The 20,742-nt window shown below is 31.2% G+C and carries 36 protein-coding genes; 35 read left to right on the plus strand and 1 reads right to left on the minus strand.

Annotated elements, in window-relative coordinates:
- Positions 1-98 precede the first annotated feature (98 nt).
- The 4 genes from rimM to ispF are packed head-to-tail and all read left to right on the plus strand — an operon-like array spanning position 99 to position 2,228.
- Positions 99-593 carry a ribosome maturation factor RimM gene (rimM, locus tag AACL09_RS02250; protein ID WP_410519822.1) on the plus strand — a complete coding sequence of 165 codons (495 nt, stop codon included), beginning with the start codon at positions 99-101 and terminating at the stop codon, positions 591-593.
- Positions 583-1,281 (plus strand): tRNA (guanosine(37)-N1)-methyltransferase TrmD, encoded by a 699-nt coding sequence (gene trmD / locus AACL09_RS02255; RefSeq protein ID WP_339048985.1) that lies wholly within the window; start codon positions 583-585, stop codon positions 1,279-1,281. The genes rimM and trmD overlap by 11 nt, the downstream gene beginning before the upstream one ends.
- Positions 1,274-1,666, plus strand: coding sequence for a 50S ribosomal protein L19 (gene rplS, locus AACL09_RS02260; protein WP_339048601.1), 393 nt, complete (start codon positions 1,274-1,276; stop codon positions 1,664-1,666). The genes trmD and rplS overlap by 8 nt, the downstream gene beginning before the upstream one ends.
- A complete protein-coding gene (gene ispF, locus AACL09_RS02265; protein WP_339048604.1) occupies positions 1,605-2,228 on the plus strand; it encodes a 2-C-methyl-D-erythritol 2,4-cyclodiphosphate synthase in 624 nt (207 codons plus the stop codon). Before rplS ends, ispF begins: the two co-directional genes overlap by 62 nt.
- Here the strand turns inward: ispF and dcd are convergent.
- Positions 2,197-2,763 carry a dCTP deaminase gene (dcd, locus tag AACL09_RS02270; protein ID WP_339048606.1) on the minus strand — a complete coding sequence of 189 codons (567 nt, stop codon included), beginning with the start codon at positions 2,761-2,763 and terminating at the stop codon, positions 2,197-2,199. The genes ispF and dcd overlap by 32 nt on opposite strands.
- A 182-nt stretch (positions 2,764-2,945) precedes the next feature.
- Between dcd and rpsL the strand changes: the two genes are divergently transcribed.
- From rpsL to AACL09_RS02425, 31 genes are all read left to right on the plus strand, one after another.
- Positions 2,946-3,332 (plus strand): 30S ribosomal protein S12, encoded by a 387-nt coding sequence (gene rpsL / locus AACL09_RS02275; RefSeq protein WP_339048608.1) that lies wholly within the window; start codon positions 2,946-2,948, stop codon positions 3,330-3,332.
- Positions 3,333-3,338: 6 nt separating this feature from the next.
- On the plus strand, positions 3,339-3,815 hold the full coding sequence (gene rpsG, locus AACL09_RS02280; protein WP_339048610.1) for a 30S ribosomal protein S7: 477 nt from the start codon (positions 3,339-3,341) through the stop codon (positions 3,813-3,815).
- A 15-nt stretch (positions 3,816-3,830) separates the two neighbouring features.
- Positions 3,831-5,924, plus strand: a complete 2,094-nt coding sequence (fusA, locus tag AACL09_RS02285; RefSeq protein WP_339048612.1) for an elongation factor G — start codon at positions 3,831-3,833, stop codon at positions 5,922-5,924.
- A gap of 16 nt (positions 5,925-5,940) precedes the next feature.
- Positions 5,941-7,125 (plus strand): elongation factor Tu, encoded by a 1,185-nt coding sequence (gene tuf, locus AACL09_RS02290; RefSeq protein WP_339047451.1) that lies wholly within the window; start codon positions 5,941-5,943, stop codon positions 7,123-7,125.
- A gap of 7 nt (positions 7,126-7,132) precedes the next feature.
- Positions 7,133-7,474, plus strand: a complete 342-nt coding sequence (gene rpsJ, locus AACL09_RS02295) for a 30S ribosomal protein S10 (protein ID WP_339048615.1) — start codon at positions 7,133-7,135, stop codon at positions 7,472-7,474.
- Positions 7,467-8,138 carry a 50S ribosomal protein L3 gene (rplC, locus tag AACL09_RS02300; RefSeq protein WP_339048617.1) on the plus strand — a complete coding sequence of 224 codons (672 nt, stop codon included), beginning with the start codon at positions 7,467-7,469 and terminating at the stop codon, positions 8,136-8,138. The genes rpsJ and rplC overlap by 8 nt, the downstream gene beginning before the upstream one ends.
- Before the next feature lie 21 nt (positions 8,139-8,159).
- A complete protein-coding gene (gene rplD / locus AACL09_RS02305) occupies positions 8,160-8,789 on the plus strand; it encodes a 50S ribosomal protein L4 (protein WP_339048619.1) in 630 nt (209 codons plus the stop codon).
- Complete coding sequence (locus tag AACL09_RS02310; protein WP_410519810.1) at positions 8,789-9,073, plus strand: 50S ribosomal protein L23; 285 nt, start codon at positions 8,789-8,791, stop codon at positions 9,071-9,073. Before rplD ends, AACL09_RS02310 begins: the two co-directional genes overlap by 1 nt.
- On the plus strand, positions 9,073-9,888 hold the full coding sequence (gene rplB / locus AACL09_RS02315; protein WP_339048623.1) for a 50S ribosomal protein L2: 816 nt from the start codon (positions 9,073-9,075) through the stop codon (positions 9,886-9,888). Before AACL09_RS02310 ends, rplB begins: the two co-directional genes overlap by 1 nt.
- Positions 9,889-9,895: 7 nt before the next feature.
- Positions 9,896-10,195: a 30S ribosomal protein S19 gene (gene rpsS / locus AACL09_RS02320; protein ID WP_339048625.1), complete on the plus strand. Its 300-nt coding sequence runs from the start codon at positions 9,896-9,898 to the stop codon at positions 10,193-10,195.
- A 13-nt stretch (positions 10,196-10,208) separates the two neighbouring features.
- Positions 10,209-10,562, plus strand: coding sequence for a 50S ribosomal protein L22 (gene rplV / locus AACL09_RS02325; protein ID WP_339048627.1), 354 nt, complete (start codon positions 10,209-10,211; stop codon positions 10,560-10,562).
- 4 nt (positions 10,563-10,566) lie between these two features.
- Positions 10,567-11,190: a 30S ribosomal protein S3 gene (gene rpsC, locus AACL09_RS02330; RefSeq protein WP_339048630.1), complete on the plus strand. Its 624-nt coding sequence runs from the start codon at positions 10,567-10,569 to the stop codon at positions 11,188-11,190.
- A gap of 23 nt (positions 11,191-11,213) precedes the next feature.
- A complete protein-coding gene (gene rplP / locus AACL09_RS02335; RefSeq protein WP_339048632.1) occupies positions 11,214-11,639 on the plus strand; it encodes a 50S ribosomal protein L16 in 426 nt (141 codons plus the stop codon).
- Between the two features lie 16 nt (positions 11,640-11,655).
- Entirely contained in the window at positions 11,656-11,856 is a 201-nt protein-coding gene (rpmC, locus tag AACL09_RS02340; protein ID WP_339048987.1) for a 50S ribosomal protein L29, read from the plus strand.
- Positions 11,849-12,103 (plus strand): 30S ribosomal protein S17, encoded by a 255-nt coding sequence (rpsQ, locus tag AACL09_RS02345; RefSeq protein ID WP_339048635.1) that lies wholly within the window; start codon positions 11,849-11,851, stop codon positions 12,101-12,103. The genes rpmC and rpsQ overlap by 8 nt, the downstream gene beginning before the upstream one ends.
- A gap of 17 nt (positions 12,104-12,120) precedes the next feature.
- Positions 12,121-12,480, plus strand: a complete 360-nt coding sequence (gene rplN / locus AACL09_RS02350; RefSeq protein WP_339048637.1) for a 50S ribosomal protein L14 — start codon at positions 12,121-12,123, stop codon at positions 12,478-12,480.
- The gene (gene rplX / locus AACL09_RS02355; RefSeq protein WP_339048640.1) at positions 12,480-12,794 is read left to right on the plus strand and encodes a 50S ribosomal protein L24; all 315 of its coding nucleotides are present in this window, start codon (positions 12,480-12,482) and stop codon (positions 12,792-12,794) included. Before rplN ends, rplX begins: the two co-directional genes overlap by 1 nt.
- A 10-nt stretch (positions 12,795-12,804) precedes the next feature.
- A complete protein-coding gene (gene rplE, locus AACL09_RS02360) occupies positions 12,805-13,335 on the plus strand; it encodes a 50S ribosomal protein L5 (protein ID WP_339048989.1) in 531 nt (176 codons plus the stop codon).
- A 13-nt stretch (positions 13,336-13,348) separates the two neighbouring features.
- Positions 13,349-13,654 (plus strand): 30S ribosomal protein S14, encoded by a 306-nt coding sequence (rpsN, locus tag AACL09_RS02365; RefSeq protein ID WP_339048642.1) that lies wholly within the window; start codon positions 13,349-13,351, stop codon positions 13,652-13,654.
- 23 nt (positions 13,655-13,677) lie between these two features.
- Entirely contained in the window at positions 13,678-14,067 is a 390-nt protein-coding gene (gene rpsH, locus AACL09_RS02370; protein WP_339048644.1) for a 30S ribosomal protein S8, read from the plus strand.
- A 13-nt stretch (positions 14,068-14,080) separates the two neighbouring features.
- Positions 14,081-14,620: a 50S ribosomal protein L6 gene (rplF, locus tag AACL09_RS02375; RefSeq protein WP_339048646.1), complete on the plus strand. Its 540-nt coding sequence runs from the start codon at positions 14,081-14,083 to the stop codon at positions 14,618-14,620.
- A gap of 21 nt (positions 14,621-14,641) precedes the next feature.
- A complete protein-coding gene (rplR, locus tag AACL09_RS02380; protein ID WP_339048648.1) occupies positions 14,642-15,031 on the plus strand; it encodes a 50S ribosomal protein L18 in 390 nt (129 codons plus the stop codon).
- Positions 15,032-15,039: 8 nt separating this feature from the next.
- Positions 15,040-15,555 (plus strand): 30S ribosomal protein S5, encoded by a 516-nt coding sequence (gene rpsE, locus AACL09_RS02385; RefSeq protein ID WP_339048650.1) that lies wholly within the window; start codon positions 15,040-15,042, stop codon positions 15,553-15,555.
- Between the two features lie 8 nt (positions 15,556-15,563).
- Positions 15,564-16,013: a 50S ribosomal protein L15 gene (gene rplO / locus AACL09_RS02390; RefSeq protein WP_410519811.1), complete on the plus strand. Its 450-nt coding sequence runs from the start codon at positions 15,564-15,566 to the stop codon at positions 16,011-16,013.
- An 8-nt stretch (positions 16,014-16,021) separates the two neighbouring features.
- Positions 16,022-17,344: a preprotein translocase subunit SecY gene (gene secY / locus AACL09_RS02395; RefSeq protein ID WP_339048652.1), complete on the plus strand. Its 1,323-nt coding sequence runs from the start codon at positions 16,022-16,024 to the stop codon at positions 17,342-17,344.
- Positions 17,344-17,961, plus strand: a complete 618-nt coding sequence (locus tag AACL09_RS02400) for a nucleoside monophosphate kinase (protein ID WP_339048654.1) — start codon at positions 17,344-17,346, stop codon at positions 17,959-17,961. The genes secY and AACL09_RS02400 overlap by 1 nt, the downstream gene beginning before the upstream one ends.
- Positions 17,962-18,028: 67 nt before the next feature.
- On the plus strand, positions 18,029-18,397 hold the full coding sequence (locus tag AACL09_RS02405) for a ribosomal protein uS13 (RefSeq protein WP_339048656.1): 369 nt from the start codon (positions 18,029-18,031) through the stop codon (positions 18,395-18,397).
- Between the two features lie 17 nt (positions 18,398-18,414).
- The gene (gene rpsK, locus AACL09_RS02410; RefSeq protein WP_339048658.1) at positions 18,415-18,822 is read left to right on the plus strand and encodes a 30S ribosomal protein S11; all 408 of its coding nucleotides are present in this window, start codon (positions 18,415-18,417) and stop codon (positions 18,820-18,822) included.
- Positions 18,823-18,850: 28 nt separating this feature from the next.
- Positions 18,851-19,948: a DNA-directed RNA polymerase subunit alpha gene (locus AACL09_RS02415; protein ID WP_339048660.1), complete on the plus strand. Its 1,098-nt coding sequence runs from the start codon at positions 18,851-18,853 to the stop codon at positions 19,946-19,948.
- Positions 19,949-19,955: 7 nt separating this feature from the next.
- A complete protein-coding gene (gene rplQ / locus AACL09_RS02420; RefSeq protein ID WP_339048662.1) occupies positions 19,956-20,342 on the plus strand; it encodes a 50S ribosomal protein L17 in 387 nt (128 codons plus the stop codon).
- A 4-nt stretch (positions 20,343-20,346) separates the two neighbouring features.
- Positions 20,347-20,709: a YraN family protein gene (locus AACL09_RS02425; protein ID WP_339048664.1), complete on the plus strand. Its 363-nt coding sequence runs from the start codon at positions 20,347-20,349 to the stop codon at positions 20,707-20,709.
- Positions 20,710-20,742: the final 33 nt, after the last annotated feature.

The raw sequence follows: 20,742 nt of genomic DNA on the forward strand, positions 1-20,742 counted from the left end.
TTAGGAATGCTTTAAGTTGCTAATTTCATTAATTTGAATAGAATTATTCTATAAAAATTTTTTTTTGTAATGTGAATAATGGAATGGTGTGCCTGGGTGTGGTTTTGTCGCCACATGGTATTAAAGGGGCAGTAAAAATAAAAATTTTTACAGAAAAACCAGAGAATATTGCTATTTATGGTGAATTAACTGATGGTAACAAAAGCTATACAATACAATCTGTATCTATAATAAATGATAATATTGTTATTGCGTATATTAAAGGTATTGACTCTCGTTGTGGTGCTGATCTTTTAAGAAATAGAAGGTTATACATATCAAGAGAAAGTTTGCCGATGTTAACAAATGAAGATGAATCTTATGTAGAAGATTTAATCGACTCTAAGGTGAAACTTATAGATGATACAGATTATGGTTATGTTAAAGCTGTGTACAATTTTGGTGCTGGTGATATAATTGAGATCTTAATAAAAGAATGTAATAAAGCAATCATGCTACCTTTTTCAAAAGAGATATTTATACATATAGATTCTAAACAAAAAATTATCACATTAGATTTGCCTGAATTTATTGATAAAAATGATTACATTTAACGTATTGACTTTATTTCCTGAAATGTTTCCTGGGCCTTTAGATTATTCTCTTATTGGTCAAGCTTTGCGCAAAGGAATATGGAGTTTAGAGGCTAGAAATATTCGTTCTTTTGCAGACGATAAACACGCAAGTGTTGATGATACGCCGTATGGTGGAGGGCAAGGCATGATTATGCGTGCTGATGTGGTAGGTAAAGCAGTAGATGATGTCTTATCCTTAAATCAAGATACTAAGTTAATCTATGTAACACCATCTGGTAATAAGTTTGATGATAATGTTGCAAGGGAGTTATCTTGTCTTTCTAATATCACGATATTGTGTGGTCGTTATGAAGGTGTGGACCAAAGAATAGTTGACGCTTATCCTTTTTATGAGTTAAGTATAGGGGATTATATATTATCAGGAGGTGAGCTTGCTGCTATGGTATTAATTGATGCTTGTGTGAGGCTTATTCCTGGAGTAGTGAAAAACAGCGATAGTGTTGCAAATGAGAGCTTTGCTGGCAATACACTTGAATATCCTCAATATACTAAACCTCGTCAGTGGAGAGGATATTCAGTTCCAGAAGTGTTGCTTTCTGGTAATCACGAAGCAATAAATAAATGGAGACAAGATAAAGCTTTATTCATTACAAAAGAGCGTCGTCCTGATTTGTTAAATAATTTAAATGGAGGTGAAAATGACTAACTTACTTGAGGAATTTAATCGTAAACAAATTCAAGCTATGGATAGAAAAATACCTGAATTTCGAGTTGGTGACACTTTGAAAGTTACAGCAAAAGTTGATGCTACAAGTGAGCGTACCCAAGTCTTTGAGGGGGTATGTATATCTAAAAGGAGAATGCGTAACCTTTCTTCTAATTTACATGCTTCTTTTTTTCTAAGAAAGGTGAGTTATGGGGAGAGTATAGTATCACAATACTTTGTTTATTCTCCTCTATTGGTATCAATAGAAGTTATAAGGCTAGGTAAAGTACGTAGAGCTAAGCTTTACTATCTTTGCGATTTATATGGAAAAGCAGCAAGAATTAAGGAGCGCAAAATACATATCAAAACGAGATCTACTGAGTAATAATGTGACAAATGCACCAAAATTTCGTATTGGTATAGGATATGATGTGCATAGATTTATTGCACTTGAGGATGGCATGGATAGTTGCGAAATTAAAATTTGTGGAGTGCCTGTAAAGCATGATATGGAGATAGAAGCACATTCTGATGGTGATGTTGGGATTCATGCAGTTGTTGATGCAATGCTTGGAGCTATGGCACTTGGGGATATAGGACAGCATTTCCCCCCTACAGATCTAAAATGGAAGGATAAAGATTCTAGTCATTTTTTAGAATTTGCTGTTAAGCAGGTAAGAGATAAAGGTTATTTTGTATCTAATGCTGATATTATCATTGTATGTGAAAGACCTAAAATAAGTCAATATAGAGATAATATGAAAAAACGTATGTCAGAGCTTTTACAAATAAATAATAACCTTGTTAGTATAAAAGCAACTACTACAGAAAAATTAGATGATATAGGACGCCACAAAGGCATAGCTGCATATGCTATTGTACAGGTGCAGCGTATAAATTGGTTTTATTTTTTTTTCAATTGTTGTTTTCAACGATTGGTAAGGTAATATCTTGTTGTTTCATGTATTTCCCATTTATTTCATCATATGATTTTTCACATTCATCATTAGCTTTTAAGAAAATAAACTGACATGCACCTTCGTTTGCATATATCTTAGCTGGAAGTGGTGTTGTATTAGAAAATTCTAAAGTTACATACCCTTCCCATCCTGGTTCAAGAGGGGTAACATTTACTACTATCCCACACCTAGCATAAGTTGATTTACCAACGCAAATAACTAAAATATCTCTGGGTATACGAAAATACTCAATGGTTTTTGCTAAAACAAAACTATTTGGTGGAATTATACATATGTCATCTTGTTTGTCAATGAAATTTCCTGAAGAGAAATTTTTAGGATCAATAATAGTTGAGTTTATATTTGTAAATATTTTAAATTTATTATCTATTCTTGCATCATAACCGTAAGAAGAAAGTCCATAAGAGATAACACCTTTACTGTTTTTATAATCAACAAAAGGCTCTATCATATTAGATTTTTTAACTTTAGTTTTTATCCATTTATCAGGCATTATAGCCATGAGATTACTCTATTAAATTCATCAAGTAATTATTAAATGAAGTGCTAAAAATGTAAAGGTTTTTTAAATTTTCGGATAGCTTAATGATGTTACAAGGTATATTAAAATAATTTTATTTTTATGTTGACTATTGATATTTATTATTTTATCTTTTGGTTTGTAATGCTGTTATTTAAGTTTTTATGCCGACGATAAATCAATTAATACGGAAGGGTAGGTCGTCTTTTTGTCGTACAAATAGAGTTTTAGCCCTTTGCGGCAGTCCTCAGAGAAGGGGAGTGTGTGTGAAAGTGTATACAACTACTCCCAGAAAACCTAACTCAGCGCTACGTAAAGTGGCGAAAGTGAGAGTTAAAAGGAGCAGTGGGGAGTATTATGAGGTGCTTGCATATATTCCTGGCGAAGGGCATAATTTGCAGGAGCATTCTGTTGTCTTAATGTGTGGTGGTGGTGTAAGGGATTTACCTGGTGTACGTTATCGCATTATAAGGGGTGCTTTAGATTTAGCTGGTGTGCAAAATCGCAAGAAATCTCGTTCAAGATATGGTGTTAAGAAATCTGGCAAATGAGGTTATATGTCGCGTGGTTATAATAAAATAAAAAAGAGGATTATTCTTCCAGATGTACGCTATCATAGTATTTTAGTTACATGTTTTATTAATAAATTTATGAAATGTGGAAAAAAATCTATAGCTGAAAAGATTATTTATGAAGCTCTATCTCTTGCTGAAAAAAAACTTGGAGAGGATGCGTTACTGATTTTTAATAATGCGGTTAAGAACGTTACTCCTACTTTAGAAGCACGTTCTCGTCGTGTAGGTGGTGCAACTTATCAAGTTCCGATTGAAGTTAGAAAAGAGCGGGCTATTTCTTTAGCGTTGAGGTGGATTATTAAGGCAGTTAGGGCTGCAAGAAAAAGCAAAAATACTGCTTATTATTTATATATTGAGTTAGTTAATGCTTATAATAAGCGTGGTGAAGCGTTTAAAATATGTGAAGATAAATATAAGGCAGCTATGTCATATAGGGTTTATTCTCATCTTAATTTTTAACTTTGTATAGGTTTTATGGCTACTAAATTTTCTGCAGTTGATGAATTTAATATATCAAAGTATAGAAATATAGGGATAATGGCTCATATAGATGCTGGAAAGACTACTACAACAGAGCGTATATTATTTTATACTGGTAAGGAAGATAGAATTGGAGAGGTGCATGATGGCGCTGCTTCTATGGATTGGATGGAGCAAGAAAAGGAGCGTGGAATAACTATTACGTCTGCTGCAACTACTTGTTTTTGGGAAGGTTATCGTATTAATATTATTGATACTCCAGGCCATGTTGATTTTACAATTGAAGTTGAAAGGTCTTTGCGTGTTTTAGATGGTGCTGTTGCTGTTTTTGACGGTGTAGCAGGAGTTGAGCCGCAATCAGAAACTGTCTGGCGTCAAGCTGATAAGTATAACGTTCCTCGTATTTGTTTTATCAATAAAATGGATAGGGTTGGGGCAGATTTTGATAAATGTGTCAATATGATAAATGAGAAGCTTGGTGCTAATCCATTAATCATTCAACTACCTATTGGTAAAGAAAAGGATTTTGTAGGTATAATAGATTTGATTTTTATGAGGTCTGTGCTGTGGAAGAATGAAACATTAGGTGCTGAATTTTATTATGATAAAATACCGGATGATATGCTTGAGATAACAGAAAGATATCGAGAATTGATACTAGATAAAGCTTCTAAAATTGATAATAAAATAGAAGATTTGTATTACAATGATCAAGATATTTCTCCTGATTTATTGATAGGTAGTATTAGAAAGGGTACTATAAATGGTGATTTTGTTCCTGTATTATGTGGTTCAGCTTTTAAAAATAAGGGGGTTCAGCCTCTTTTAGATGCAGTAGTTAATTTTTTACCTTCTCCTCTTGACATTAAGATAATAGAAGGAAATAATCCAAAAGATCCGGAACAGATAATTGAAGTTAAGCCATCAGTTAATGAAAAGCTTGTTGCTTTAGCTTTTAAAATAATGACTGATAAGTTTGTTGGTAGTTTGACTTTTATACGTATTTATTCTGGTGTGCTCAAATCTAAGTTTACTATTTTAAATTCTAGAAAAAATAGTACAGAATCAATAGGTAGAATGTTGCTCATGCATGCTAATAACAGAGAAGATATAACTGAAGCATGTGCTGGTGATATAGTTGCTTTGGTAGGATTAAAAAATACTACAACTGGCGATACTTTATGTTCTTCTGATTTTCCTATAGTTTTAGAGTGTATGGATTTTCCCGAGCCAGTTATGGAGATAGCTGTAGAGTCTAAATCTACAGCAGATCAAGAGAAGTTAGGTTTGGCTTTAAATAGATTGGTTGCAGAAGATCCTTCTCTTAAAAGAATTGTAAATCCTGAAAGTGGTCAGACTATTTTAAAAGGAATGGGAGAACTTCATCTTGAGATTATTGTAGATAGAATAAAACGCGAATTTAACGTCGAAGTAAATGTTGGTTCTCCTCAAGTTGCATATAGGGAAGCTATAACAAAAGTAGTTGAGATTGATTATACTCATAAAAAACAAACTGGTGGTGCTGGACAGTTTGCAAAAGTTAAGATATTATTTGAGCCTCTTGAACGAGGAGATGGATTTCAATTTGAAAGTAAAATTACAGGAGGTAGTGTCCCAAAAGAATATATACCTAGTGTACAGAGTGGATTAGAGATTATAAAAGAAAATGGTATCATAGCTGGGTTTCCTGTAATTGATTTTAAGGCTACTCTTCTTGATGGTGCATTTCACGATGTTGATTCAAGTACTTTAGCTTTTGAACTTGCTGCTAAAGGAGCTTTTAAGGAGATGTCAAGTAAGGCGGCTCCAAAATTATTAGAACCTATAATGAAAGTAGAAGTAATAACTCCCGAAGAATATATGGGTAATATTATGGGAGATATAGGTAGTAGGAGAGGGCAAATTTCAAGTTCGGAAACACATAATAATACTGTGGTTATCTTGGCATTAATTCCTTTATCTAGTATGTTTGGATATGTAAATGTTTTGCGTTCTATTTCTCAAGGTAGAGCACAGTATAATATGAATTTCTCTGGGTATGATGAAGTGCCAGAGCATATAATAAATGAATTGAAGTTAAATATTTGAAATTTTTGAGGCACACATGAGTGAAGTAGAGAAGAGGAAATGTCATATAAACACAGGGACGATAGGGCATGTTGACCATGGGAAGACGACGTTAACAGCAGCGATTACAAAAGTGTTAGCAAGCAAAGGGCAAGCTAAAGCTATAGGGTATGATCAAATTGATAAAGCGCCAGAAGAGAAGGAGAGAGGGATAACTATTTCAACTGCGCATGTTGAATATGAAACGGAGAGTAGGCATTATGCGCATATAGATTGTCCTGGTCATGCTGATTATGTAAAAAACATGATAGTTGGTGCTGCACAGATGGATGTAGCAGTCCTTTTGGTATCTGCGGTTGATGGTCCTATGCCACAAACAAGAGAGCATGTATTGCTTTCAAGGCAAGTAGGAATAGAGCATATCATAGTTTTTTGCAATAAAGTTGATGTTGCAGATCAAGATATGATAGAGTTAGTAGAGATGGAGGTTAGGGAGTTACTAAATAAATATGGTTATAGTGGTGATGATGTTATAATAATAAAAGGTTCTGCACTTAAAGCATTAGAAGGCGATGAAAGTGAATTAGGTGAAGGTGCGATATTAAAATTAATGGAAGAATTAGATAAAATTCCTGAGCCTATAAGAGATTTAGATAAGACATTTTTAATGCCAATAGAGGATGTATTTACAATACCTGGACGTGGCACAGTAGTAACAGGTTGTATTGAGCGTGGTACGATAAAAGAAGGTGATGAGATAGAAGTAATTGGACTTAGAGAAGTACAGAAGACAGTTTGTACAGGTGTTGAGATGTTTAAAAAGAAGTTAGGACGTGGAAAAGCTGGTGATAATGTTGGTATTCTGTTGCGTGGTATAAAGAGAGAAGATGTAGAAAGGGGACAAGTTTTAGCGAAACCTGGTACAGTTATGCCACATAAGAAGTTCAAGGCTGAAATATATGTATTAAAAGCAGAAGAAGGAGGCCGTAAAACACCATTTGGGTCACATTATCAGCCACAATTTTATTTTAGAACAACTGATGTAACTAGTAACATGAAAATTTTAGACGGTAAGGAAATTGTAATGCCTGGAGATCAGGTAAGTATGGAAGTAGAATTGCAGAATCCTTGTGGAATAGCAATGGATAAGGGATTGAGGTTTGCAATAAGAGAAGGTGGTAAGACTATCGGTTCTGGTATCGTTAATGATATTTTAGTGTAGGTTTTTAATGGCAAATACAGATAAAAGTCAAGTATATATTATTATTAGAGCTTTTGATAGTAAGTGTTTAGAGCGAAATGTAGTTAAATTAGTTTTGAGTTTTAAAAAACTTGGGATTAAATTCAAAGGTCCAATCTACTTTCCAACTAAGCGTGAAAATTTTACTTTTAAACGTAGCCCTCATATTGATAAGAAATCACAAGAGCAGTATAAAAAAGATGAATTTAAGCGTCTGATTCTATTAAGTAGCTTTGATTTTAATAATGCTTTACAAAGATTAGATGATGATTTGTCTTTGTCAAGTGGTGTAGAAGTGAGTTTTAAAACTAAGGATAAAAATAATGAATAGAATTAGATCATTAAATAGAGTTGGTTTATTAATGAAGAATATTGGCCATACAGCATTACCTTTTTTAGGTAAATTAATTCCTGTTACACTGTTGCAACTTGAAGATACAGTAATTGTTGATTTAAAATCTGAAAAATGTGGCTATTTTGCCGCTATTTTGGGTGTAGGAAATGTAAAAAATATTTCTTATCCTCAATTAAGATTTTTGCGAAAAAATAATATATATAATAATTATAAATTGTTTGAGAGTAAATTAATTAGTTTATCTAATGTAGAGATTGGATTAAAGTTTAGTGTCGATCATTTTGCAGTTAATCAGTATGTTGATATTACAGGTTATTCTAAAGGAAAGGGTTTTGCTGGTGTAATGAAAAGGCATAATTTTAAGGGATTGAGGGCTTCTCATGGTGTTTCTATAGCTCATCGTTCTCAAGGATCTACTGGACAATGTCAAGATCCTGGTAAGACTTTTAAAGGAAAAAAAATGGCTGGGCATTTAGGTGTAAAAAGAGTTACAGTACAAAATATGAAAATTGTTCTTATTGATAACGAAGCTTCTATAATTGCTGTAAAGGGTAATAATGTTCCTGGTTATTGTAATTCTTATATTTTTATTAGAGATGCAAGTAAGAAAGTTATGCACGAAAATTTGCTCTTAGAATAGATTTTAGGGTGTTGAAATAATATGAATTATAAATTAGTTAATTTGTACAATGAAGATGTTGGTGAGGTAAATCTTAATCCTTCAATATTTTTTGTTAGCAGGGAATCAGGTAAGTTAATATTGCATGATATAGTAAAGTGGCAATTGTCTAAAAGAAGAAGTGGTACACATAAAACTAAAGGTATAAGTGATATATCTGGTACTACTGCTAAGCCATATAAGCAAAAGCGTACTGGTAGAGCAAGACAGGGTAGTTTGCGTTCTCCTCAATTTAGAGGAGGAGCAGTTATATTTGGGCCTGTAGTTAGAGATCATGCTTATTCTCTTAACAAGAAAATTCGTAAATTAGGTTTTAAAATTGCGTTGTCTTTGAAGTATTCTGATGGTAAGCTGATCATTTTAGATAATATTCATCTTAATTCTAGTAAAACATCTGAAATGAAGAAATGCATTGATAGTTTTAAACTTCCATCTTGTTCTACTCTTTTAATAGTGACTGATTACGATAAGAGTATTAGCTCAGCTTGTAGCAACTTGCCAAGAATTGATATAATTAGGCCTGTTGGAATAAATGTTCTTGATTTATTAAATCATGATTATATTATTCTTACTGTTGATGTTTTAAGTTATTTAGAAACTAGATTATTATGATGAATTATTATAATCTTATAAAATCTCCTCTTATCACTGAAAAAGCATCCTTTTTAAAAGAAAGGTTTGGCAAGTATGCTTTGTATGTAGATGTTAGAGCTAGTAAAAAGCAACTTAAAGAGGCGATAAAATCTATTTTTGATGTTAATGTTTTGTCTATTAATGTTATTAAAGTCCCGTCTAAAAAAAAAAGATTTAAGGGTGTAATAGGTAATAGAAAGCAAAAGAAGAAAATCTATTTTTCATTAGCTAATGGTCAAAATTTAGATATGGTAAATGTATAATGGGTATAAAATTACTTGCTCCAGTTACTGCATCGTCTCGTGGTACAGTTTTAATAGATAGGAGTCATTTATGGAAAGATGGGCCGGAAAAATCTCTTGTGGTTGGTAAAAAATCTACTGGTGGTAGAAATAATTTTGGTAGAATTACTACTCGCCATATTGGTGGTGGTCATAAAAGAAAATATAGAATAATTGATTTTAAACGAAATTACGATACTATCGCTACAGTAGAGAGGATAGAGTATAATCCTAATGGTGCTGCTTTTTTAGCTCTAATTTCTGATCAAAATGGCGTTAAATCTTATATATTAGCTCCACAAGATGTTAAGCCTGGTGATAGCGTTGCATCTGGTAATGATGTTGATATATTGCCTGGTAATTGTTTGCAACTTAAATTTATTCCTGTTGGTTCTTTTGTGCACAATATTGAATTGAAGCCTGGTAATGGCGGTATTATTGCTAGATCTGCTGGTAGTTATGCTAAGGTATTAGGATATGATGGTTCTTATGTTTTATTAAAATTAAGGTCTGGTCAAGTGAGATTAGTACTTTCTGCTTGTAGGGCTACTGTTGGCATATTATCTAATGCTGATCATAAAAATATTAAATTGGGTAAAGCTGGTAGAAGTAGGTGGCTTGGTATTAGATCAACTGTCCGCGGTGTTGCAATGAATCCTATCGATCATCCTCATGGAGGTGGTGAGGGCAAAACTTCTGGTGGTAGGCATCCAGTCACGCCTTGGGGTGTTTCTACGAAAGGAAAAAAGACAAGAAAAAAGAATAAATTTAGTAATCAGTATATTAGGCGTTTATAGGTAATTTATGAGTCGGTCTGCGTGGAAACCTCCTTTTTGTCATCCTAATCTTTTTAATAAAGTAAGCAAGGTAGTTAGAGAATTGTTAGATAGAGTAGGAGAGAGGAATAATTCTATAATTAAAACTCATAGTAGAAGATCTACTATATTGCCTAATTTTGTTGGTTTGTGGTTTAATGTTTATAATGGAAAGAAGTATATTCCTGTATTGATTGACAGTAATATGATAGGTCATAAGCTTGGTGAATTTTCTCCTACTCGTACATTTAAGGGACATAGTGGCGATAAAAAGGTAATAAAAAAATAAATTTGGTATAGTTATGGTGATTAATGATGTTCCGATGGTTAGGGCTAAGGCAACTGTATTAAAGATTAGTCCTCAAAAATTAAATTTAGTTGCTAATTTAATACGTAAATGTAGTATTGCTCAAGCTGTAATGCAGTTGGCTTTTTGTAGAAAGAAAGCTGCTTTTTATGTTAATAAAGTTTTGAAATCTGCACTTGCTAATGCTCAGTATAACTATAATTTAAATGTTGATGATCTTTATATTAATAAAATATTGATTGGTAAATCTATAACATTAAAGAGGGTTTTTCCTAAAGCTATGGGGAGAGCTAATAAGATAAACAAACAGTATAGTAATATGATTATTGAATTAAAAAAGAGAGTTTAAAGTTATGGGTAGGAAAGTAAATCCTATTGGATTTAGATTAGGAGGAGTAGCTCAGCATAATGCTTTATGGTTTGCTGGAAAAAAAGAATACAAGAATTTTCTTTGTATGGATTTATTGATTCGTGCTTATATTGATAAGCACTTTTGTGATGCTGGGGTTGATGAGGTGGTGATATCTCGTAAGTCTGGATTGGTGGTTATTATAATATATTCCTCAAGGCCTGGTATTATAATAGGTAGGGATGGAAATGAGTTAAAAAAAACAAGTCAAATACTTTCTAAGATGATAAAAAATCCTGTTGAATTTAATATTATAGAAGTAAAGAAAGTTGAAACGAGTGCGTCTTTAATAGCTAAAACTATAGCTCGACAATTAGAAAAAAGAGGTTCTTCTTTTCGACGTGTTATAAAGAAAGCAGTGCAAAATTGTTTGAAGGCAGGTGGACAAGGAATAAAAGTGATATGTTCTGGGCGTTTAAATGGTGCTGAAATAGCTCGTGTTGAATCTAGTAAGGGAGGTAAATTACCTTTAAGTACTTTACGTGTTAATATTGACTATGCCTTGTGTGAAGCAAAGACTATATATGGTATTATAGGTGTAAAGGTTTTTGTTTGTTTGGGTAATTAAGTTGTTATTTAGTGGTAAATGTGATGTTTGTACCGAGAAAGACTAAGTATAAGAAGATCTTTAAGGGTCGAATCAAAGGTAATACCAAGGGTGGTAATAATTTAGTGTTTGGGGATTATGGTTTAAAAGCTGTTGATGTTGCTAGAATTAATTCTAATCAGATTGAAGCTGCGAGGCGTACTATAGTTAAAGTATTGAGAACTAATAATAAAAAGTTTAAATTATGGATTAAAATCTTTCCTAACATACCTATTAGTAAAAAACCAGCTGATGTTCGTATGGGTAAAGGGAAAGGAAGTGTTGAATTTTGGGTTTTTAGAGTAAGTCCTGGTCGAGTTTTATTTGAGGTTAGTAATGTTCCTATAGATTTAGTAAAAATTGCTTTTGATAAAGCTTCTTCTAAATTGCCAGTAAGATGCAAACTTGTATCTGATTGTAATATTTTATAAAATTATGGAGAATGAATTGGAAATAAAAGAAATAAGATTGAAATCTTCTCAAGAATTGTATAATATTTTAGCAACTCTAAGAAAAGAGTTTGTAAATATAATCTTTCAAAAAAAAATGGATCAATTTAGTAATACTATGCGTTTTAGTTTGATTAAGAAGTCTATAGCTCGTATTTTAACTGTTTTAAATGAGAAGAGAGAGCAAGATAATGTCTAAGAAAATTTTATGTGGTACTGTAATTAGCAATAAATCTAATAAAACGATAATGGTTTCTATTTTGAGTGTTACTAGAGATAGATTGTATAAAAAGGTTATAAAGAGATGTAAAAAATATAGTGTCCATAACCCTTATGTTGGTGAGTTTTGTAATCCTTATAAAGAAGGTGATTTAGTTAAAATACAAGAATATAGGCCAGTTTCATCTGCTAAAAAGTGGATAGTATTTAAAGAGGAAATGCGTTAAGGTTATAGAGGTCATGTATGATTCAAAAGAATACGTTGTTACAAGTAGCTGATAATTCTGGTGCACACTCTGTTTTGTGTATAGGGTTATTAAAGGGAAAGAAATTTGCATCTATAGGTGATATAGTTACTGTTTCTATCAAATCTTCAAGTTCTAAAGCAAAGGTTGTAAAAGGTAAAGTATATAAAGCAGTGGTAGTAAGAGTTAGGAAATTAGTGCGTAAATTTGATACAAGCGTGATATCTTTTTCTTCTAATGCTGTTGTTTTAATTAATAATCATGGTGATCCTTTGGGTACCAGGGTATTTGGTCCAATTAAAAAATTAACCTCTGGTTCTTTTATGAAATTAATGTCTTTAGCTGTTGAGGTTTTATAATGGGTATGAAAATAGTTGGTGGTGATGATGTAATCGTAATAAGTGGTGATGATAAAGGAAAAATTGGTAAAATAATCAAGGTAGTGAAAGATAAAGGCTATAAGGTAGTAGTTTCTGGTATAAATTTGTGTAAGAAGCATATTAAACAAAATGGAAATAAAAAAAATGGTATATTAATGGACGAATTACCTATTGATATTTCTAATGTTGCTTTATTTGATCCTAAAAATCAAATTGGAACTAGAGTGGGGTTTAAATTGTTAGATAATAATAAGGTTAGGTTTGCTAAAAATTCTAGAGAAGTGGTGGATTAATCTTATGTCGATTTTGAAGAATTTATATAAAAATAATTTAGGGTTATTGTGTGAAAAGCTTGCTTATAATAAGAAAGAACAAGTTCCTAGGTTAGTGAAGGTGTGCGTTAATATAGGTATGGGTAATATTGCGTCTGATAGTAAAATAGCTAATTATTATTTTACAATTTTGCGTTTGATATCAGGTCAAAAACCTGTTTATACTTATGCAAGAAAATCAATTTCTGGATTTAAGATAAGAGAAGGTGAAATTATAGGATGTAAGGTGACTTTGCGTAAGAGAAGAATGTATGAATTTTTAGAGAAGCTTATTTACATTACTTTGCCTGAGGAGAGGGCTTTTAAGGGTTTAAGCTCTAAACAATTTGATAATCGTGGCAATATTTCATTGAGTATTAAGGAGCATACTTCATTTTTAGAAGGGAGATATACTGTAGAAGGAAAAGTTGTAGGAATGGATATTAATATTGTTACAAGTGCAACTAATAATGAGGATGCAAAGGAATTGTTATCTATTTTAAAATTCCCTTTTTTTGATTAATAAGGATGGTATTATGGCAAAAAAATCTGTTATACAAAGAAATTTAAAAAGAAGACAAATGTGTGATAGATATAGGAGTAAAAGGCAAGGACTTAAAAGTATAACAAAGAATAAAAATATTCCTATTCATCAAAGATTTATTGTTCAACTTAAGTTATCTAAGATGCCAAGAGATTCTGCTGAAGTAAGGATTAGGAATAGATGTTTTTTGAGTGGTAAGGGTAGAGATGTTCATAGGCGATTTTGCTTATCTCGTAGTGCTTTGCGCAAGTTAGCCTCTTCTGGGTCTATTCCAGGAATGTTAAAGCATAGTTGGTAATTTATAATTATGAGGAATATGTAATGGCAAATTTATGTGATTTTTTAACAAGGATTCGTAACGCACAATCAGCAATGATGAAGGTTGTAGAAGTTCCATTTTCTGAGATGAGAGGTTCTGTTTTAAAGATTTTACGAGATGAGGGATATATAACATATTTTGATAAAAAAGAAGTGAAGAGTAAAATATTTAGTTTTATTATAGAATTAAAATATTATAATAACATGCCAGTGATTCATGAAATAAAGGCATATTCTAAACCTGGAAGACGTATTTATTCTGCAGCTAAGGCAATTCCTAGATTTTACAATGGGTTGGGCATTATTATTTTATCTACTTCAAAAGGAATAATATCCGATTTTGATGCAAGAAAATTAAATGTTGGTGGAGAGATTTTATGTGGTGTTTTTTAAGTAGGAATTATTAATGTCTCATATTAATCTAGTACCTATAACTATTCCTGATAGTATTGAACTTAAATGTTATGATGATAAATTGTTATTTCAAAATAGTACGTGGAAGAGGGAATTTGTTTTAAATAGCTCTATTTTGTATAAGCGTGATGGTAATAAGTTGTTATTATCAATTGATAATAACAATTTTGATAAAAAAAATGATGCTTTGTTGGGAACTTATATAAGTAATATTAATAATTTTATTCATGGTATAACTAAGGGTTTTTCTCTCTGTCTTGAAGTTAATGGTATAGGATATAAAGCAAGGTGTGATGGTAAGTATTTGATTTTATCATTAGGCTTTAGTCATGATATAATTTATAGGGTATCAGAGGACATTAAATGCGAGTGTATTAAACAAGATATTGTAATAACGGGAATAGATAAGCAAAAAGTTCATATGACTGCGTCTGATTTATGTAAAATAAGGAAATTTAATCCTTATAAAGGTAAAGGTATTGTATTAAAAGGTAAGATTATGTTACGTAAAGAGACTAGTAAAAAGAAATAATTTTACAAAATGGAATGATTTATGAGAAACTCTAAAACTTTATTAGATACATTAGATAATAAGGAGAAAAGAAAGCTACGTACCCGTGCAAAAATAAAAAAAGGTTGTGGTTATCTGCGTTTATCAGTATTTAAGTCAAATCGGTATTTTTATGTTCAATTAATTGATGATGAAAATGGTGTTACTGTTGCTTCTGCTTCAACTTTGGAGAAAGCCCTTAAAGTTGAGTGTGGTCGTAGAGTAAATAAGGAATCCGCAAAAGCTGTAGGTAAATTAATTATTAGTCGTTTATCTGATAAAGATCTTTCTAATAAGCAATTGATTTTCGATAAAGGTCCTTATAGATATGCTAAAAATACTGTTGTATCTAAGTTTGCTGAGATTTTAAGAGAATCTGGATTAAATTTTTAGGTTGATTTATGGTTATGGTGAAAAATTTTCAAGATGATTCTGGGTTGTTGGAGTTATTAGTTTCTGCTAAGAGAGTGTCAAAGGTTACAAAAGGTGGACGTAAATTTTCTTTTTCAGATTTGATTGTAGTAGGGGATGAGAAAGGAAGGGTTGGTTGTGGGTTAGGTAAGCACTGTGAAGTAGCGGAAGCTAAAATAAAAGCTGCAAATTCAGCAAAAAAAAGGTTAATAAAAGTTCATTTGCGTGAAGGTAGAACTTTGCATTATGATGTTGTAGCTAAATTTTGTTCAGGTAAGGTTTTGCTAAGATCAGCAAAGCCGGGTACAGGAATTATAGCTGGTGGGGCTATAAGATCTGTGTTTGAAGCTTTAGGTGTAAAAGATATAGTTGCTAAATCTATCGGATCAACTAGTCCTCATAATGTCATATATGCGGTATTTTCTGCTTTGAATAAAATGTTATCTTTGAGACAAATTGCAAATAAAAGGGGTAAGAAAATTAATGAAATAATTGGAAAAAGATAGGTTATTATATGAAATTAAATATTTTGTTTACAGGCTTGCCTAAGAAAAAGAAAGCAAAACTTTTAGGTAGAGGGATTGGTTGCGGTAAAGGTAAAACTTCAGGTAGAGGGCATAAGGGACAAAAGGCAAGGAGTGGTGCTTCAATCAATGGTTTTGAGGGTGGTCAACAATCTATATTTACACGTTTACCTAAAAGAGGGTTTAAATCAAAATTTAAGCAGCATTATGCTATTGTTAATGTTGGTGATATTGAATACTTGATCAATGCTGATAAGATAAGTGATAATTACATAGATAAGAATGTACTATTTAGGTTAGGTTTAATTAAATCGCTAAGATGTAAAGTGAAATTGTTAAATAATTGTAAATTAAAAAGCAAATTAATATTTGATGTTGATGCGGTGTCTAGATCAGCACAAGCTTCAATTGAATCAGCTGGTGGAAGAGTAGAATTATAAAAAAAGTTATGAGTTCTAAAAATTTATTAAATAAGTTTGATTTTTCTTTATTATATGAGGGTGATCTGTTAACGCGTTGTCTTTTTACTATAGTGGCTCTTATTACATATCGTTTAGCTACTTATATTCCTATTCCTGGAATTAATCTTCAATTAATTAATGATTTTTTTTTAAAAAATAATACTGGTGTTTTTGGAATATTTAATTTACTTTCGGGCGGAGCTTTAGGTAGAATGACTATATTGTCTCTGAATGTTGTTCCGTATGTAGTATCTTCAATTATAATTCAGCTTATATTAGCTACAATAAAAGGGCTAAATGAGATAAAAAATAATAATGAATTATGGCGTTCTCAGGTGAATTCTTATATTCGTTATGTGACGATAATTCTTTGTATAATCCAAAGTTTTGCTATTTTGTTAGGGCTAGAGAATATGAACACTGAAGATAATATAATTGTGTTATCTCCTGGCTTTTGGTTTCGTGTAATAGGTGTTTTTAGTTTACTTGGTGGAACTATGTTCTTAGTATGGCTTGGTGAAAAAATAAATATTAATGGTATAGGTAATGGTATATCTCTTATTATTTTTACTGGTATAATATCAGAATTACATAATGCTCTATCATCTATTTTTACACTTAATAGAGCAGGTAGTATATCAACAATTATGATCTTCTTTATTTTCCTTTTATTTTTACTATTATTAACTTTAGTAATTTTTGTTGAGCGTTCTTATAGAAAAATTTTTGTCCAATATCCAAGAAAACAATCCAAAGGTGGCTTATATAATGATAATCATACTTATATACCACTTAAATTAAATATTGCTGGAGTAATACCTACGATATTTGCTAATGCTATCATTTTAACTCCTATAACAATAGCAAATTTTCATAAGGAATACGCATGGTCAGGTTTTATTCTGAGTAACTTTTCTGCTGGTAAAATTACATATATGGTATTTTATTTAATGCTTATGATATTTTTTAGTTTTTTTTATACTGCTTTTGTTTTTAATCCACAAGAAGTTGCAGATACGTTAAGAAAAAATGGTAATTTTATCCCTGGAAAAAGGCCAGGTAGTCATACCTGTAGTTATCTGCAGTATGTAGTTTTTAGGTTGACTTTTTTTGGTTCTCTCTACTTGTGTAGTATATGTCTAATTCCTGAAATAATGAGATATTATTATAGTATACCTCTTATTTTTGGTGGAACTAGTTTGCTAATTATTGTAAATGTTATTATGGATACTATTTCTCAAATTCAAGCTCATACTTTTGCAAATAGGTATGATGCATTTATGAAAAAGTCTGAGTTAGGGAATCTTTAATGAATGTTATAATTTTTGGTCCTCCAGGTTCTGGTAAGGGAACGCAATCATGTATGTTATCAAGAAAATATGGCTTAAATATTATTGCTGCTGGTGATTTATTAAGAGCTGCAGTTATTGCTAATAATATTGATATAAAAGTTAAAAATGCTATTGAATCTGGTATTTTAGTAGAAGATAAGTTTATATGTGACATTATATATAAGCAAATTAAATTGTCGGCTAATAATTTTATACTTGATGGTTTTCCTAGAAATTTAAATCAAGCTAAGTTTTTAAATAAAGTATTGGAAGAAATGAATCAAGTTATAAATTATATAGTAGAATTGCAAATTAGTGATAATCTAATAATAGAAAGAATTGTAAATCGTTTTATATGTTTAAATTGTGGGAATATATATAATTTTATGTACATTAATGAGTGTAAAAAGTGTGGTAGTAAAGAAATAAGACAAAGATATGATGATAGAAATTTAAGTACAGTCAGGAAAAGAATAAAGGAATATAAAATACAAATGGAGGATTTAAGGAAATATTATCAAGATAAAATATTAGGGATTAATGCTGAGATGAGCATAGCTCAAGTAAGTGAGGTAATGTATGCTTTTTTTTCTTAGTTTATTTATTGACTTTAATATATGTTATGTTAAATTGCTAGCTTATACTTTAAAGGGTGTTTAATCTGTGCGTAAAGTAAGTAATAAGGTAGTGGGTGTTGATCTACCGTTAAATAAATGTGTTCCTTTTTCTTTAGCTTACATAAAGGGTGTGGGCATTTTTTTAGGTAATAAAATTTGTGAAGCTTGTGGTATTTCAAAAACTTTACGTGTTTCAGATTTAACTGATGAGCAAATAAATGCTATTAATGAGCATATTAGGAAAAACTATATAGTTGAAGAAAACTTAAAAGAGAAGGTTTTTAAAGATATTAAACTTTTAGTAAGTATAGGTTGTTATAGAGGGGTTAGACATAGGCTACATTTATCTGTAAGAGGGCAAAGGACCCATTCTAATGCAAAGACTTGTAGGCGTTTGATTACTATTAGGAGGTAGATTGAGAGGTTAAGATTATGATAGAAGTGTTAAAGAAAAAATCGGTAGCCATAAAGAAAGAAAAAGTGACTGATGGTATTGCATATGTTTTAGTAACTTTTAATAATTATAAGATTGTTATTGCAAATGCTATTGATAAACGTGTAATAAAATACACTTCTGCTGGTGTTCATGGTTTTAAAGGGGCAAAGAAGTCTACTCCTTATGCAGGAAATACAACTGCTGAATCTATTGCTAAAAGTGCTATGGAAGATGGTATGAAAACATTGCATGTAGTAATGAGTGGTGCTGGTCTTAGTATTGGGCCGAGTAAAGATGGTATTGTCAAAGCTATGGAAAGTGCTGGCCTTTCGATAATCTCTATAAAATATAAAACTTGCGTTCCACATAATGGTCCTAGGTTAAGGAAGAAAAGAAGAGTTTGACTTGTGTTATTAATTTTAAAGGATATTTATGTCTTATGTTGTTGATGATAAGTCTTGTATCATTATAAGTGATAAAAATGCTATTGCTAATCTCTCTGTAGGCGAAGTGGTTGTGAAGGAAGGTTATCATGAGGGAGATGTTATTTTAGATCCATTGGAAAGAGGTTATGGTTTGACTTTGGGGACTGCTTTTAGGCGTATAATGCTCTCTTCTTTAAGTGGGCCAGCAGTATATGGAATTGAAATTGATGATATTTCCCATGAGTTTACTTCAATTTCTGGAGTAAGGGAAGATGTAACTGATATAGTGCTTAATATAAGTAAACTTTGTGTTAGATTATCTTCTGTGGGTAAGAAATGTCTTTATTTGAAAGCAAAGGGTCCATGTGAAATAAGAGCTGATATGATAGAAAGTGATAGTGAATGTACTGTACTTAATAGTGATCTTTATATATGTACACTAGATAGTAATACAAATTTTAAAATGAAAATATATGTTAATAGTGGTAAAGGTTATGCTTCAACTGTAGAGTATGAAAAAGAAGAGACGGGATTTTTTACTAATTCAGTAGGTTTTATTCGTGTTAACGCTCTGTATAGTCCTGTTAATAAAGTTTCTTTTACAATAGAAAATAGTCGCGTGGGTCAGGTTATTGATTATGATAAGTTGATCATGTCGGTACGGACTAATGGCTCTTTATCTCCTAAAGAAGCAGTAGCTTTAGCTGCAAAAATCTTACAAAGACAGCTTCTACCCTTTATTGATTGTAATGATGTTGAACTCGCAAAGATTAAAGATAATAACAAACTACCATTTGATCCTATTTTGCTATCTAAAGTTAGTGATTTAGAATTTTGTACTAGAGCTCAGAATTATTTAGAAAAAGAAGGTATAGTCTATATTGGAGATTTAGTGCAAAAGAAAGAGTATGATATGCTTAAAGCTCCAAGTTTTGGTAAAAGAACATTAGAGGATATAAAAAATAAATTAGCTGAGAAAAGTTTATCTCTAGGGATGTCTATTCCAAATTGGTCTCCTTCTGATGATATCAAAAAATTCGTTGAAAAATATTCAGATTTATCTTCTAATTATAATGAAGATACTAAGGGACATGTTGATAGGTAGGTAATTTATGAAGCATGGCATAAATCAAAGAAAATTTAATCGTACTTCTAAGCATAGGTTGGCTATGTTGCACAATATGTCAATGTCTTTGATTGATCAGGAAAAAATTATTACTACTTTACCTAAAGCTAAGGAGTTAAGGCCTTATGTTGAAAAGATTATTACAGTTGCCAAGACGAAAGATAATTTGCAAGGTAGGCGTATTTTATATTCAAAAACAAAAGATAAAGTACTTGTTGAAAAATTATTTACTATTCTATCTAAACGTTATAAAGATCGTAATGGTGGTTATTGTAGAATAATGAAATACGGTTTTAGAAAAGGAGATAATGCCCCCTTAGCAGTTATAGAGCTTATTGATAGAGATGTTATTACTAAAAAGAAATTATCATAAATTTATGGGTTTAATAGTGAATAAAGTTAATTTATCTAACTTTATTGGTTATATTGGTGAGGTGATAGTTTTGCTTTTTTTGAGATTGAAATTGTACAATATTATTAAACACCGTTATAGATGTCATTTAGGAGAAATAGATATAATTGCATGTAAGAAAAATAAGCTCCTCTTTGTGGAAGTAAAGACTAGTTTATTTAGTGGTGAAATTCCAATTTCTAATTTTCAACGCAATGCAATAATAAGTTCTGCTAAATATTTTATTAGTCTAAATTCTAAATTTCAGAACTTTATATTAAGTTTTGATTTTTGTTTTTTATCATTAAGAAGGTTACCTGTTTATATAGAAAATGCTTGGGTAGAGTAGTAGATGCTATTTTGGTTGTTAGCTTAAGTTTTG

The sequence above is a fragment of the Candidatus Mesenet endosymbiont of Phosphuga atrata genome (assembly GCF_964020175.1).
Taxonomy (GTDB): domain Bacteria; phylum Pseudomonadota; class Alphaproteobacteria; order Rickettsiales; family Anaplasmataceae; genus Mesenet.